Origin of the sequence: Streptomyces afghaniensis (assembly GCF_044327915.1) — a bacterium.
GTDB classification, from domain to species: domain Bacteria; phylum Actinomycetota; class Actinomycetes; order Streptomycetales; family Streptomycetaceae; genus Streptomyces; species Streptomyces afghaniensis.
Map to the genome: position 1 here is coordinate 721,560 of NZ_JBIRGJ010000001.1, position 17,045 is coordinate 738,604.

Consider the following 17,045-nt stretch of genomic DNA (forward strand, 5'->3'; position numbering starts at 1 on the left):
GGGGAATATCAGTCGAATCTCAGTCGAGTTCGTCGACCAAAGCGAACAACTCCTCGTCGGCCACATCGTCCAGATCCTTTTCGAGCTGCTCGTCCGAGATCGGGCCGGTCGCCGTGCCGCCGAGCAGTTGCCGAAGCCTTTCCACTTCCTCGGAGGCGAGTCGTCCGTCGCGAATCAACGTCTCCAGTTGGTCGAGGAGAGGCGCGGTTTGCCTGGCCGCCAGAATGCTGCGCAGGTTTTCGGCCAAGGTGGCCGGGGTCGGATAGTCGAACACCAGCGTCGTCGGCAGCCGTTCACCGGTCACCGCTGCGAGCCGGTTACGCAGTTCGACCGCCGTCAGCGAGTCGAAGCCCAATTCCGTGAACGGCACGTCGGACGCGATCGCGGACGCGTTGTCGTGTCCCAGCGCCGTGGCGACCTCGCGGCGGACCAGGTCGAGCACGGCACCCGGCTGATCCCACTGGAGGCCGGCCCGGGGCTCGGCGGGCATGGGCCGGTGGGCGCCGGATGCCGCGGCCTGCCGGCGACGGGGCGCGAGATCCCGCAGCACAGCGGGCTGGTTCGCGGCGGCACCGAGAGCCGCCCGGTCGATTCCGGTCACGGCGAACACCGGGTTCCCGGCGTCGGTGGCCTGCGAGCCGGTGATGTCCGCGGTGGCGACGTCGAAGGCCGCCAGCGCGTCCGCCACCGTGATGGGACGCAGCCCCAGTGTCCGGATCCGCCTCAGGTCCGCTTCGGACAGCCCGTCGCCCATCCCGGTCTCCCACAGTCCCCAGGCCAGCGAGACCGTGGGGAGGCCGAGTGAGCGGCGGTACTCGGCCAGGCCGTCCAGGAAGGTGTTCCCGGCCGCGTAGTTGGCCTGGCCCGCGTTGCCGAGCAGCCCGGCGATCGAGGAGTACAGCACCAAGGGGTTGTCCCCGGCCAGTTCGTGCAAGTGCCAGGCGGCATCGATCTTGGGCCGCAGTACGGTGTCGACCTGCTCGGGAGTGAGACCGTCCACCGTGCCGTCCGCCAGCGTCCCGGCGGCATGGACGAAGGCGACAGGCCGGTGGCGGCCGACGAGTGCGGCCAGTGCGTCGCGGTCGGTGACGTCGCAGGCTGCCGCGATGATCTCGACGTCGCCCGCCGAGGCATCGAGCTCCGGAACAGCCCCGCTCCGGCTGACCAGCAACAGCGATCGCACGCCGTGCCGCTCCACCAGGTGACCGGCCAGTGCCGTGCCCAGGGCACCACTCGCACCAGTGATCATGACGGTGCCCTCGCCCCAGGGGATCGCGGTGCCCGCCGGGCTCTGCGGATCTTCAGGCCGGGGCTCGGCCGCTCGCCTGTACCTGATCAGCCTCGGGACGAGAACCTGCTCTTCGCGCACCCGTAGCTGCGGCTCGTCACCGCTGGCGGCCCTGGACAGGAGCTGCTTGACGGTGTCCCGGACATCGGCGGCACCGTCCCAGTCCGGGTGGTCCACCAGCACGAACCGGCCGGGGTGTTCCGTCGCGGCACTGAGGACCAGGCCCCGGACACCCGCGTGGGCGAGGTCCGAGCCGACCACGACGGCGAGGTTTCCGGTGGTGTCGTCCGCCAGCCGGTCACGCAGCACACCGAGGGTGTGGTGCACGGCGTGCCGGGCGCGTCGCGGCAGGTCACCCGCACCGGAATCGACCTGCACCACCTCGTACTCGGCTCCGTCCGCCGGTGCGTCGGCAGCTGCCCCGGACAGGTCCAACTCGCGCCAGACCGGGGTGTGGAGCAGGTTCTCGCCGGCCGGGGCGCCGGTCAGCAGCCCGGTGAACGGACGCAGTACCAGCTCGTCCACCTCGACCAGGACGTGGCCGTCGGTGTCGGTCACCAGCAGGCGCACCGCGTCCGGGCCCGTAGGAGTGATCCGGGCCCGCACGGCCGACCGGTCCGTCATGGAGGGCGCGGCGTGGAAACGCACCCCGGCCCAGGCGAACGGCAGTGCGGCAGGACGGGCACCGGCGACGTCGGGCAGCAGCGGATGCAGGACCGCGTCCAGCAACGCCGGGTGCATGGCGAACTCCGCTGCGGATCCGGCCAGTTCCTCAGCTGCCCCGACCTCGGCGAACAGTTCCTCGTCGCGCTGCCACAGCAGCCGCAGCCCCTGGAAGGCGGGACCGTACCGGTAGCCGTGTTCCGCGACCCGGTCGTACACACCGGTGAGGTCGATCTCCGTCAGGTCGTCCGGCCAGGGCTCGGCGTGCGCGACGGCCCGGTGCTGCCCGGTGTCGAGGGTCCCGGCGGCGTGCCTGGTCCAGGGCAGGTCGTCCGAGCCGGCCTCCTCGCTCCGGGAGAAGAGCGTGACCTCGGTGCCGTCCACCACCATCTGGAGGCTGAGCGCGCCGGTGTCCGGTACGACCACCGGTTCGGTGATGGTGAACTGCGCTATCGGGCCCGCCGACGCGGCGAGTTCGACCAACGCGGTACCGGGCACGATCACGACACCGTCCACCCGGTGGTCGGCCAGCCACGGGTGGGTGGACAGGGACAGCCGGCCGGTCGACACGGTGGTGCCCCCTGCGGGGTCGGCCGTGGCCACGTCGACCGCCGCGCCCAGCAACGGGTGCTCCGCGGAGCGCAGACCGGCGCCGGTCACGTCGGCCCGTCCGGCCGGGGTGAGCCAGAACCGCTTGCGCTGGAACGCGTACGTGGGCACGTCGACGGGCTCGGCGCCGGGGAACACCGCGCGCCAGTCGGCCTCCACACCCCTGGTGAACAGGGTGCCGAGAGCCGCCGCGACGGTGTCCGGCTCGGACCTGCCCGCCCGCCGCAGCGGTACGGCGGCCGGGTTGCCGGCCTCGTCGGCGGGGAAGCCCGCCGCGATCATTCCGGTGAGCACCGCGTCGGGCCCCACCTCCAGCACGGTGCGCACACCCTCGTCCCGTGCGGTCCACACCGCTTCGTGGAACCGGACGGTCGCCCGGACCTGGTTCACCCAGTACTCGGGGTCCGTCCACTCCTCGGCGTGCCGTCCGGTGACCGTGGAGATCGCGGGGATCTCCGGGGCGCTGTAGGTGAGTTCCCGGGCGACCGCCCGGAAGTCCTCCAGCATCGGCTCCATCAGCGGGGAGTGGAAGGCGTGGCTGACCGAGAGCCGCTTGGTGCGCCGCCCCCGGCCGGTGAACTCCTCCTCGACGAAGGACAGCAGCGCCGCCTCCGCACCGGACAACACGATCGAGCCGGGACCGTTGACCGCGGCGATCGCCACCCCGGCGGGCAGGTCCAGCCCCTCCAGTTCGTCGATGCCCGCTTCGACGGCGACCATCGCCCCGCCGCTCGGCAGGGCCTGCATGAGGCTGCCACGGGCGGCGACCAGCCGGGCCGCGTCCGGCAGCGACAGCACCCCGGCCACGTGCGCGGCGGCCAGCTCGCCGATGGAATGCCCGAGTACCAGGTCCGGCCGGATCCCCCAGGACTCCACCAGGCGGAACAACGCGACCTCGACGGCGAACAGCGCGGGCTGTGCCGTACCGGTCTCGTCCAGGCCCGCCCCGGACGCGATCGCCTCCTGCACCACCGCGCGCAGCGAAGCGTCGTAGTGCCCGCAGACCTCGTCGAACGCCGCCGCGAACACCGGGTAGGCGTCGGCCAGTTCCAGGCCCATACCGATGCGCTGCGCTCCCTGGCCGGTGAACGCGAAGGCCAGCCGGCCTCCTGCCACCCGCACCGGCACCGCGTCCCTGAGGGACTGCGGGCTCGTCGCCGCGATCCGGTACGGCATCGCGGAACGGGTGGCCAGGGTGAACGACTCGTCCACGGTGGACAGGGAGGCGACCCGCTCCGCCTGTTCCACGAGGGCCTGCCGGCTGCGGGCGGACAGTACCCACGGCAGCGCGGGTGCGGCCGGAGCCGCCGGGCTCGGGGACGCTTCGGCCTCGGCCTCCTCGATGATCACGTGGGCGTTGGTGCCGCCGAACCCGAAGGAGGACACCCCGGCCCGGCGGGGACGCTCCCCGCGTGGCCACGGACGGGCCTCGGTCAGCAGCTCGATCCGGCCCTCGGACCAGTCGACGTGCCGGGACGGTGTACCCACGTGCAGGGTCGCCGGGGCGATCCCGTGCCGCATGGACTGGACGACCTTGATGATGCCGCCGACTCCCGCGGCCGCCTGGGCGTGCCCGATGTTCGACTTCAGCGAACCCATCAGCACCGGGTTCTCCCGGTCACGTCCGTAGGTGGCGATCACGGCCTGTGCCTCGATCGGGTCACCGAGCTTCGTTCCGGTGCCGTGCGCCTCCACCAGGTCGACATCCGCCGGGTCCACCTCGGCGGCGTCGAGCGCGGCCCGGATGACCCGCTCCTGGGCGGGGCCGTTCGGCGCGGTCAACCCGTTCGAGGCACCATCGGAGTTCACCGCCGAGCCGCGCAGGACGGCGAGCACCCGGTGCCCGTTGCGCCGGGCGTCCGACAGCTTCTCCAGCAGCAGCATGCCGGCGCCCTCGGACCATCCGGTGCCGTCGGCATCGTCCGAGAACGACTTGCACCGGCCGTCCTCGGCCAGCCCGCGCAGGCGGGAGAACTCGACGAACGCCGTCGGTGTGGACATCACCGTCGCGCCGCCCGCCACGGCGAGTTCGCACTCCCCGCGCCGCAGCGCGCTCGCGGCCAGGTGCACCGCGACCAGCGAGGACGAACACGCGGTGTCCACGGTGAGGGTCGGCCCCTCGAACCCGAAGGTGTAGGCGAGCCTGCCGGAGGCGATGCTGCCCGCGCTGCCGCTGTACAGGTATCCCTGGACGCCGTCCGGTGGCAGGTCCGGCCGGGAGCCGTAGTCGCTGTACATGACGCCGACGAACACACCGGTCCGGCTGCCGCGCAGGTCCTGCGGGTCCAGACCGGCCTGTTCGACCGCCTCCCAGGTGGTTTCCAGCAGTTGTCGCTGCTGCGGGTCCACGGCCAGCGCCTCTCGCGGCGACATGCCGAAGAACTCCGCGTCGAACAGGTCGGCGTCGTGCAGGAATCCGCCCCGGTTGGTGGTGGAGGTGCCGGGGTGGTCCGGATCGGGGTGATGGAGATCGCTCGGCCAGCCCCGGTTCACCGGGAACTCCGAGGTGGCGTCCCGGCCGTCGGCGACCAACTGCCAGAGGTCCTGGGGGGAGGTGACGCCGCCCGGGTACCGGCAGGCCATCCCGACGATCGCGATCGGCTCGTCGTGGGCCTCCTCGGCCCTGCCCGCCCGTGTGCTGTCCGGGCTGAGCGACGGCTCCTCGGCCGCGACCAGGCTCAGCAGGTGTTCGGTCAGCGCGGCGGGGGTGGGGTGGTCGAACACCACGGTCGCGGACAGCCGTCGGCCGATGGCGGTGCTCAGTTGGTTGCGGAGTTCGACCGCGGTGAGCGAGTCGAAACCGAGTTCGCTGAACGAGCGGTTCTCCTCGACCTCGGCCGGGTCGCCGTAGCCCAGGACCGCGGCGATCTGGCCGCGAACGATGTCCCGGAGTCCGGCGGGGTCGAGCTCCGGGGCAGGCGACGTGGTGTCCGCTCCGCGCCGCTCGCCGCCCCGCGCAGCCGTCGGTGTCGTGGCCGCGGCCGGTCCGGCCAGGTCGCGCAGCAGCCCCGGGAGGTCCGTCCGGCCTCGCAGCGCGGAGCGGTCGAACCGAGTCAGGGCCAGAACCGGGGAACCGGTGCCGGTGACCGTTTCGAGGGCGGCGTCGAACAGGCCGAGCGCCTCGTCGGTGTCCAGTGGCCGCAGACCCGTGCGGGCCAGGCGGTGGAGGTCGGCGTCGGTCAACTGCTCGGAGACGCCGCTGGACTGCGCCCACAGGCCCCAGGCGAGGGAGAGCGTGGGCAGGCCACGCCCACGGCGGTGCTCGGCGAGGGCGTCCAGGAACGTGTTGGCCGCCGCGTAGTTGGCCTGGCCCGCCGTACCGATCAGCCCGGCGACCGAGGAGTACAGGACCAGAGGCCTGTCACCGGCCAGGTCGTGCAGGTGCCATGCCGCATCCACCTTCGGGCGCAGCACCGTGTCGATCTGTTCGGCGGTCAGCCCGGTCAGGGTGGCGTCGGCGACGACTCCCGCCGTGTGCACCACCGCGGCCGGCTCGTGCTCGGCGAACACCCGCTCGAGGGCTTGCCGGTCGGTCACATCGGCGGCCACCAGGCTCACGGCGGCACCGAGGCCGGCCAGCTCGGCCTGGAGTCGGCTCGCGCCGGGCGCGGCTTCACCGCGCCGGCTGACCAGCACGAGGTTCCGCGCCCCGTGCTTCACGACCAGGTGCCTGGCCAGAACGGTACCGAGGGTTCCGGTGGCCCCGGTGATCAGCACCGGGCCCGCGCTCCAGTCCACGCGGGTGTCCGGGACACTCGCCGGACCACCGGCCGGCCGGGCCAGCCGGGGCACCAGGATCCTGTGGTCGCGGATCGCCATTTCCGGCTCGGACGTGCGAAGAGCGGTGTCGAGCTGCTCCTCGGTGGCCGACTCCCCGGCCTCGATCAGCACGAACCTGCCCGGATTCTCCGACTGGGCACTCCGGACCAGTCCGCGAACCGCGGCGTGCGACAGATCCGGGGTGATCACGAAGGCGTGCCTGCGCTCGTCCTCCCCGGAGAGGATCTCGCGGAGCGCACCGAGGACGGAATGCACCGCGGCCTTCGCCGCTGCCGGGACGTCCCGCCCGGGATCCTCCTTCGCGAGCGGCCCCGCCGGTACGCGGTGCGCTACGGCCGGTTCGGCAGAGCCGTCGGGGCCGGCGGAATCCCGCCACACCACCGTGTGCATCCCCGCCGGCGCGTGACTCCCGCCGATGGGCAGCAGTGCCAGTTCGTCCACCGTCAGCACCGCGTGGCCGTGCTCGTCGTGGACCACCAGACTCGCCGTGTTGCCACGCACCGAGACCCGGGCCCGCAACGCCGTCGCACCGGTCGTATGACGCGTCACCCCGGTCCAGGAGAACGGCAGAACCGCTTCGGCGCCGGAGTCGGCCACCCCGGGGAGCAGCACGTGCAGGACCGCGTCGAGCAGTGCGGGGTGCACGCCGAAACGGCTCGCCTCGGCCCGGTACCGCTGGGGAAGTTCCACCTCGACGAACCGGTCCTCACCGTCCCGGCGCACCGCCCGGAGGTTCTGGAACGCCGGGCCGTAGTCGTAGCCGTGCTCGGCCAGCCGCTGGTACACCCCGGCCAGTTCGACCTCGGCTCCGGCCCGTTCGGGCTCGGCCGGGGGCGACTGCGGCCCGGGAACGAGAACCCCGTGGGCGTGCCGCGTCCACTCGGTCCACTCATCGGCCCCGGACGGAGCGGGCCTGGAGTGGATGAGCACCGACCGTCCGCCACTCGCGTCGGGGGCGTCGACCTGGATCTGTACGGAGACGGTCCCGTCCTCGGGCAGGACCAGTGGCGTGGCGAGGGTCAGTTCGGCAACCGTCGGGCAGCCCACCCACGCCCCGGCGCGCAACGCCATGTCCAGCAACGCGGTGCCGGGCACGACGACCTCACCGCGGATCCGGTGGTCGCCGATCCATCCGGTGGCTCCGATCTCGCCGGTCAGCAGGGTCCCGCCGTCGACGAGGTCCACCACTGTGCCCAGCAGGGGGTACGCGGCGGAGGGTGTCTCCAGCCAGTACCGGCGGTGCTGGAACGGATACCGCGGCAGCGGGACCAGCTCGGTCGCCGGGAGCACCGCCGACCAGTCGAGCGGCACACCCCGGACGTGCAGGGCGGCGAGCGCGGCGAACGCGGTCTCCGCGTCACTGCGTCCGGACCGCAGCATCGGCACGGTGACGCCGATGCCGCCCTCGGCCTCCTCGTCCGCGACCGCCTGGGAGACCATCGCGGTCAGTACCGCGTGCGGGCCCAGTTCGACGAATTCGGTGACACCGTTCTGCCGCAGGGTTCGCACGCCGTCGAAGAACCGGACCGCCTGCCGGACATGGGCCACCCAGTAGTCCGGTGAGGTCAGTTGCTCGGTGGTGGCGATCTGCCCGGTCACGTTCGACACGACCGGGATGCGCGGCTCGTGGAAGGTGACGGTGTCCAGCTCGGCCCGGAAGCCGGCCAGCACCTCGTCCATGTGCGGCGAGTGGAAGGCGTGGCTGACCGAGAGCCGTCGGGTCCGCCTGCCCCGGCTCGACCAGTGCTCGATCACCGCCGCCACGGCGTCGTCGTCGCCGGACACCACCACGGCCCGCGGACCGTTCACCCCGGCGATCGCCGCCCCGGCCACCAGGGAGTCGAGCACCTCCTCCTCCGTGGCCTCCAGCGCCGCCATCGCCCCGTCGTCGCGGGCGGACTGCATCGCGGCGCCCCTGGCGGCGACCAGGCGGCAGGCGTCGCGCAGGTCGAACACCCCGGCGACATGCGCCGCCACCACCTCGCCGACCGAATGCCCGAGCAGGTAGTCGGGGGTGACGCCGTAGTGCTCGGCGAACCGGTGGAGCGCCACCTCCACGGCGAACAACGCCGCCTGGGTGTACGCCGTCTGGTCGAGCAGGGCGGAATCCGCGCTCTCCGGCTCGGCGAACAGGACGACGCGCAGCGGCCGGTCGAGTACCGGATCGAGATGCGCGCACACCTCGTCGAACGCGGCGCGGTAAACCGCGGACCGCTCGTACAACTCGCGTCCCATCCCGGTCCGTTGCGCCCCCTGCCCGGTGAACAGGAACGCCGTCGCGCCTCGGCCCGTTCCGTTCCCCCGCACCACTCCCGGCGCACCGGACGTGCCCGCCGCGAGGGCGTCGAGCCCGCGCAGCAGGGTTTCCCGGTCGGCACCGAGCACGACGGCCCGCTGATCCAGCCGGGCGCGCCGGGCGGCCAGGGTGCCGGCGACGTCGACGAGGTCGAGGCCGGGGTGGTCCTCCAGATGGGTCCGCAGCTGCGCGGCCCGCACGCGCAAGGCCTGTTCGGTCCGTGCCGACAGCACCAGCGGCACCATCGGGCGACCGGCGTAGAGCTGATCCCCCGGGCCGGAAGGCCCGGTCGCCGTGCCGGTGGGACTCGCGACGCCTTCGCCCTGCTCCAGGATCACGTGGGCGTTGGTGCCGCTGATCCCGAACGCGGACACCGCGGCCCGGCGTGGCCGGCCGAGGTCCGGCCAGTCCTGTCGTTCGGCGAGCAGCTCGACCGAACCCGCGGACCAGTCCACGTGCGGCGACGGCTCGCCGAGGTGCAGGGTGCGCGGCTGGATGCCGTGCCGCATCGCCTGTACCACCTTGATCACCCCGCCGACGCCGGCGGCGGCCTGGGCGTGCCCGAGATTCGACTTCAGCGAACCCAGGCGCACGGGTTCGTCGCGGTCCTGCCCGTACGTGGCCAGCAGGGCCTGTGCCTCGATCGGGTCACCGAGCCGGGTACCGGTGCCGTGCGCCTCGACCAGGTCGATGTCACCGCTCGACAGGCCGGCGTCGGCGAGGGCGGACCGGATCACCCGTTCCTGGGAAGGGCCGTTGGGCGCGGTCAGCCCGTTGGAGGCACCGTCGGAGTTCACGGCGGAACCCCTCAGCACCGCCAGCACCTGATGCCCGTTGCGGCGGGCGTCCTCGAGCCGTTCCACCAGCAGCAGGCCGACGCCCTCCGACCAGCCCGTACCGTCGGCGTCGGCCGAGAACGACTTGCACCGGCCGTCGGCGGACAGCCCCTTCTGCCGGGAGAACTCCACGAAGGTGCTCGGCCCGGCCATCACGGTGACACCGCCCGCCAGGGCCAGATCCACCTCACCCGAGCGCAGCGCGTTCGCGGCCAGGTGCAGCGCGACGAGCGACGACGAGCACGCGGTGTCCACGGTGATGGCCGGTCCCTCCAGCCCGTAGCTGTACGCCAGCCGCCCGGAGACCACGCTGGAGGTGTTGCCCGCCAGCAGGAAGCCCTCCACCTCCCGCGGGGTGGCCGGAAGCCGGGAGGCGTAGTCGTCGTACATCACGCCGGTGAACACGCCGGTCCGGCTCCCGCGCAGGGCCGCCGGGTCGATTCCGGCGTCCTCGAACGTCTCCCACGCCGTCTCCAGCAGCAACCGCTGCTGCGGGTCGGTGGCCAGTGCCTCACGCGGCGACATGTCGAAGAACGCCGCGTCGAACAGGTCCGCGTCGTGCAGGAACCCGCCCTGCCTGGTGTAGCTGGTGCCGAGGTGGTCCGGATCGGGGTGGTACAGCCCGTCCAGATCCCATCCCCGGTTGGTCGGGAACTCGGAGATCGCGTCCCGCCCGTCCAGCACCAGCCGCCACAGGTCGTCGGCCGAGCGGACCCCACCGGGGTAGCGACAGGCCATACCGACGATCGCGATCGGCTCGTCGGTCCGGCTCCTGGCCTTCCCCCGCCGCCTCGCGCCACCGGCCCGCTCCTCGCCCGGAGCCGTGTTCGCGTCCTCTGCCAGATGGGCGGCCAGCGCCTGTGGTGTGGGGTGGTCGAAGACCAGGGTGGCCGGGAGCTGACGCCCGGTGGCCGCGATCAGCCGGTTGCGGAGGTCGACGCCGGCCAGCGAGTCGAACCCCTGCTCCCGGAACGCCTTGCTCAGATCGAGCGAGTTCGGGTTCGGCAGGCCGAGCACCGCGGCCGTGGTGGCCCGTACGAGTTCCCGGGCCTGCTTCTCGGTCAGCACCTGCCCCGCCTGCCCGGCCGGTGCGGTCCCGGCCGGCTTCCGGCGCCGCCTGACCAGGCCGCCCAGCACGGCCGGCACGGGGTCGGTGCCGGACAGGCCGGACGGCTGCAGGATCGCGGGGACCGGCAACGCCGAGTCCCCGGCCATCGCTTCGTCGAACAGGGCGAGTCCCTGCTCGGCGGTCAGCGGCGCCACCCCGGACCGGGTCCAGCGGTTGATGTCGGATTCACCGAGGGACTGGCCCATGCCCTCCTGCCACAGGCCCCAGGCCAGTGACGTCCCGGGCAGGCCGAGGGCGCGGCGCTGCGCGGCCAGGGCCTCCAGGTAGGTGTTGGCGGCGGCGTAGTTGGCCTGACCCGCCGTGCCGAGCAGACCGGAGATCGAGGAGAACAGGACGAAGGCGTCGAGGTCCAGGTCCGCGGTCAGTTCGTGCAGGTACCGCGCGGCGTCCGCCTTGACCGCCATGACCGTGCCGATCCGCTCCTCGGTCAACGCCGTGACCGTGGCGTCGTCGAGGACTCCGGCCGCGTGGATCACCGCGGTCAGCGGCGCGTCGGCCGGAATGCCGTCGATCAGTCCGGCCAGGGCCGCCCGGTCCGTCACGTCCACGGCGACCACCTGCGCGCCGTCCAGTTCCGCCGTCAGCTCGGCGGCACCGGGCGCGTCCGGGCCGCGGCGGCTGACCAGCAGCAGGTTGCGCAGACCGTGGCGGTGGTAGAGGTGCCTGGCGAACAACGCGCCCAGTCCGCCCGTGCCACCGGTGATCAGGACAGTGCCGTCGGGATTCCACCCGAATCCGGGCTCGCCGGCACCGGCTTTGTCGGTACCGGCGGCCTTCGCCAGCCGGGGGACCAGGACTTCGCCGTCCCGCACGGCGATCTGGGACTCCCCGGTCCGCACCGCGGCGTCGATCGCGGCTGCCGCCGCCTCCGCGGCGACGGTGCCCGGGACGTCCACCACGACGACCTGGTCCGGGTACTCGTTCTGGGCGGTTCGCACCAGGCCCCACACCGCGGCCGCGGCCGGATCGGTGACCGCTTCACCCGGTGCGACGGCCACCGCGTTCCGGGTGACCAGAACCAGCCGGTCTCCCCGGTCGTGTTCGGCGGCCACCCATTCCTGGATCTCCCGGAGCGACCGGGCGGCCGCGCTCGCCGGGCCATCGGCCGGGGCGACCTCCACGACGGTGGGCCGGAGGGCGTCATCGCCGGCGGTCGTGCTCCCGGCCCGGGCGGTGCCCTCGCGCCGCCAGATCAGCTCGTACATCGGGGAGGTGCCGGAGCTGTCGCGGGAGGCCGCCCGGAAGGCCAGTCCGTCGACGGTGGCCACCGGAGCACCCGTCGCATCGGCGAGCAGCAGTTCGTAGGTGTCGCCACCGGCCGGCGTGATACGGGCGCGCAGTTCCGTTCCACCGACGGCGCCGGTGTGCGTGCGCACCCCGCTCCACGAGAACGGCAGGCGCATCGCCTCCCCGCCGTCGACCAGACCCAGCACGATCGGGTGCAGCACCGCGTCCACCAGCGCCGGGTGGAGCATGAACCCCGGTCCCGAACCGAGGTGTTCGTCGGGGAACCGGACCTCGGCGTACACGGTGTCGCCGTCCCGGTACGCCGACCGCAGTCCGCGGAACTGTCCGGTGTAGTCGTACCCGCGGTCGGCGAGGAGTTCGTAGGCGTCCTCGACCGGCACCGGGTCGCCCTCGGGGGGCCACTCCAGCCGGTCGGCCGCATCGAGGTCCGGGCCGGAGTCCAGGAGCAGTCCGGACGCGTGCCGGGTCCACTCCTGCTCCCCGTCCCGCCGGGAGTGGATCGCCAGTTGCCGGCCGTGCACGGTGACCTGGATCTGCGCGGAGCCGGAGCCGGGCAGTTCGAGCGGACTCTCCAGCGTCAGGTCCGCCACCTCGGGCAGTCCCACGCGCTCCCCGGCGAACAGCGCCAGATCCAGGAACGCCGTTCCGGGCAGCAGGGGCGAGCCGTTGACCACGTGCCCGGCGAGCCAGGGGTGCTCGGCCGACGAGACGGAGCCCGCCAGCACCACTTCGTCCCGGTCGACCAGCTCCACCACCGAGTCGAGCAGCGGATGCCCCGAGGTGCCGTGCGCCCGCCGCGGCGGCAGCCAGTACCGGTCCCGGCGGAAGGGGTGGGTGGGCTCCTCGCCGTGGGCCCGGGCCAGACCCGAGACGAAGACGTCCGTCTCGGGCCCGGTGGACCTGCCGAGCGGAACGACCCTGGTGATCCCGGCAGACCTGATCAGCGGGGTCAGCGCGGCCGACGGTCCGGCCTCGACGAACACGGCGGCACCGGCTTCGCGCAGGGCCGACACGGCGTCGTGGAACCGTACGGTGCCGCGGATCTGGGTGACCCAGTGCTCGGCGTACCCGGTCACATCGGCGGGCAGCGGCCGCCCGGTCACCGTGGAGATCACCGGTATCCGGGGCGGCCGGTAGTCGATCGACTCGGCCACCGCCCGGAACTCGTCGAGCACGTCGTCCATGTGGGGGGAGTGGAAGGCGTGGCTGACGGTCAGCCGGGTGACCCTGCGCCCGCGTTCCCGCCAGCCGGCCGCCACGGCTTCGGTGGCCTCGGCGTCCCCGGCGAGCACGACCGACACCGGGCCGTTGATCGCGGCCACCACGACCCCGTCGACCAGGGTCTCGGCGATCTCGGCCTCAGCGGCCTCCACGGCGATCATCGCCCCGCCGGAGCGGGCCTGCTGCATCAGCCGGCCCCTGGTGGCCACCAGTTTCGCCGCGTCCGCCAAGGAGAACACCCCGGCCACGTAGGCGGCGGCCAGCTCCCCGATGGAGTGCCCGGCGAGCAGGTCGGCGACCAGTCCGTGCTCGGCGGCCAGCGCGGCCAGCGCCACCTCGAAGGCGAACAGGGCCGGCTGGGTGTAGCGGGTCTGGTTCAGCTCCGCGTCCGTGCCGGATCCGGCACGGAACATCAGCTCCTTCAGCGGCTGGTCCAGATAGGGGTCGAACGCGGCGCACACCTCGTCGAGGGTGCGTGCGAACACCGGGAACTCCGCGTACAGTTCCCGCCCCATCCCGGGGCGCTGCGCCCCCTGACCGGTGAACACCACCGCGGTCGGGGTCTTCTCCCCCTGCTCGAGGACGATGTGGGCGTTCGTGCCGCTGATCCCGAACGCGGACACCGCGGCGCGCAGCGGCCGGCCGGTCCGCTGCCATTGCCTGGCGCGCGTCAGCAACTCGACCTGGCCGGACGCCCAGTCCACCCGGGAGGTCGGGACTTCGGCGTGCAGGGTGCGCGGCAGGACCTCGTGCCGCATGGCCTGCACGACTTTGATCACGCCGGCGACTCCGGCGGCGGCCTGGGTGTGGCCGAGGTTCGACTTCAGCGACCCCAGGTACAGCGGTGCGTCCCGGTCCTGCCCGTAGGCGGCGAGGATCGCGTCCGCCTCGATCGGGTCGCCGAGCGAGGTGCCGGTCCCGTGTGCCTCCAGCAGGTCCACCTCGGCGCCGCTCAGGTCGGCGTCGGCCAACGCGGCGTTGATCAGCCGCTGCTGGGACAGACCACTGGGCGCGGTCAGCCCGTTGGAGGAACCGTCGGAGTTGATCGCGCTGCCCCGGATCACGGCGAGCACCGGGTGACCGCTGCGCCGGGCGTCCGACAACCGCTCCAGCACCAGCATGCCCACGCCTTCGGCCCAGCCGGTGCCGTCGGCGTCGGCCGAGAACGGCTTGCACCGCCCGTCGGCGGCCAGCCCGTGCTGCCGGGAGAACTCCTCGAACATACCCGGCGTGGCCATCACGGTCACGCCGCCGGCGAGCGCCGCCGACGCGTCACCGTCGCGCAGCGCCCGGACCGCCAGGTGCAGTGCGACCAGCGACGACGAGCAAGCCGTGTCCACGGTGAGGGTCGGCCCGACGAACCCGAACTGGTAGGCGATCCGGCCCGACAGGACACTCGTCGTGGTCCCGGTCAGCACATAGCCCTTGACGTCGTCTCCCGCCTCGTGCATGCGGGGGCCGTAGTCGGAGGCGGTACCGCCGACGAACACGCCGGTACGGCTGCCCCGCAGGGACTTGGGGTCGATGCCGGCCCGTTCCAGGGCTTCCCAGCCGGTCTGCAGCAGGAGCCGCTGCTGCGGGTCCATGGCCAGCGCCTCCCTGGGGGAGATGCCGAAGAACGCCGCGTCGAACTCGGCAGCGGTGTCCAGGAAACCGCCGACCCGCGCATAACCGTCGCCGGGCTGCCAGCCCCGGTCGGTCGGGAACGAACCGATCACGTCCCGTTCCTCGGACACGACCCGCCACAGGTCCTCGGGGGACTCGATCCCGCCCGGGAACCGGCAGGCCATCCCGACGATCGCGATCGCGTCGTCGTCCCGGCCGGAGGAGCCCGCACGTCCGGCCGGTGCGAGCGCGTGCGCGCTCCGCCCGGTGTCCCCCGGCCCGATCCCGGTCTCGGTGAAGTGGGCGATCAGCTCCTGGGGGGTCGGGTAGTCGAACAGCAGACCGCTGGGCAGCGTGCGCCCGGTGGCGACGGACAGGTTCTCGATCAGTTCCACCGTCATCAGCGACGAGAACCCGAGATCCCGGAAGTTCGTGTCCAGCTCGATGCCGTCGGGGTCGCCCGCGCCGAGCGCTGCCGCCACCTGCGCCTTGACCAGGGCAGCCGGGTCCGTGCCGGCCGGGCGGGAGCCGCCGGGAAGCCCGGCCGCCGGGTCCGTGGTCCGGTGCTCGCCGGTCCAGAACCGTTCCCGCTGGAACGGGTAGCCGGGCAGCCGGACGCGCCCGGCCCCGGCGCCCGCGAACGCCGCCGCCCAGTCGACGTCCGCGCCTCGGACGAACTCGGCGGCGAGAGCGGTCAGTTCCGTGGTCGCCCCGTCGTCGTCCCGGTCGACGAGCGCCTCGGGCACGCTGTCCTGCCGGGGCTCGGCAGGCGGCTGCGAGATCACGTTCGGAGCGGGTGCGCCGTTCGCGACCGCGTCCAGGCCGGTGCGCAGGTCCTCGGCGTTCGAGGCGAGGACGACGGCCCGGTGCCGGAACGCCGTCCTGGTCGTCGCCAGTGAGTACCCGAGGTCGTGCGGTGGGATACCGGTGTCCCGCAGCAGGGCGGCGTGCGCCCGCAGAGCGGCCGGTGTCCTGCCCGAGACGGGGACCGGGACCAGCCGGGTGTCCGGCTCGCCGGCCGGGCGCCCGGGAACCGCAGGCCCGGTCGCCGGCGGTTCGCTCACCACCACGTGCGCGTTCGTGCCGCCCATACCGAACGACGAGACTCCGGCGACCAGCGGCCGGTCCGCGCGCGGCCAGTCGGAGAGGTCCGTGTTGACCCGCAGACCGAGGTCGTCGAGCGGGATGTCCGGGTTGGGGGTCTCGAAGTTCAGGCTCGCGGGCAGCCGGCGGTGCCTGATGCCCAGCACCGTCTTGAGGAGCCCGGTGATACCGGCGGCACCTTCGAGGTGCCCGACGTTGGTCTTGACCGATCCCACCAGCAGCGGGTCGTCGCCCTCGGCGTTGCCGTCCACCCGCCGCGCCGAGAAGACCGCACCCAGGGCGGCCGCCTCGATCGGGTCGCCCACCGGTGTGCCGGTGCCGTGCAGTTCGACGTACTGCACCTGTTCCGGGGAGATGTCCGCCCGTCGGAACGCGGCGCGGATCACGCGCTCCTGTGCCTCGGGGCCGGGCACGGTCAGGCCGGGGGTGGCTCCGTCGTTGTTCACCGCGCTGCCGCGAATCACCGCGTAGACGTCGTCCCCGTCCGCCAGGGCCGCTGCCAGCGGCTTGAGCACCATGACCACGGCACCCTCGCCCCGCACGTACCCGTTGGCCCGGGCGTCAAAGACGTAGCTGCGCCCGTCCGGCGAGAGGCCACCGAACCGCTGTGCCCCCAGCGCTCCCTCCGCGAGGAGGTTGAGGTTCACCCCCGCCGCGAGGGCGACGGGTGATTCGCCCGATCGCACGCTCTGGGCCGCCAGATGGACCGCGACCAGCGACGACGACTGCGCCGTGTCCACCACGACACTCGGCCCGCGCAGGTCCAGGGCGTAGGAGACACGGTTGGCGATGATCGCCCGGTGCGTACCGGTGTTCGTGTGCTGCGTGATCGCGCCGTCGCCGCTGCTCAGCACCAGGCCGGCGTAGTCGTCGCGCAGCGATCCGACGAACACCGAAGCGGCCGTGCCCGCCAGGTCGGCGGGGACGATTCCGGCGTCCTCCAACGCCGTCCAGGCCAGCTCCAGTACCAGCCGCTGCTGCGGGTCCATCGCCGCGGCTTCCCGGGCGGAGATACCGAAGAAGGCGGCGTCGAAGTCTCCGACCGCGTCCAGGAACGCCCCGAAGCGGGTGCCACCGTCCAACCGAACCGAACGTGAGATCCCGTCCCGACGGTCACCGGGTATTTCGGTTATCGAATTGCGGCTGTCACTCAACAGATCCCAGAAATCTGCTGTTCCGGTCGCCCCGGGAAGTCGGCAGGAAACTCCGACGATCGCAACCGGCTGTTCCTGACTCTCCCCGTAACCGTCTTGCCGTGTCGTCATG

Annotated in this window: 1 protein-coding gene; it reads right to left on the reverse strand. The window is 72.9% G+C overall.

The features are described from left to right. Window positions 1-19: 19 nt before the first annotated feature. Entirely contained in the window at window positions 20-17,044 is a 17,025-nt protein-coding gene (locus ACH4G3_RS03020) for an SDR family NAD(P)-dependent oxidoreductase (protein WP_397622788.1), read from the reverse strand. Window position 17,045: the final 1 nt, after the last annotated feature.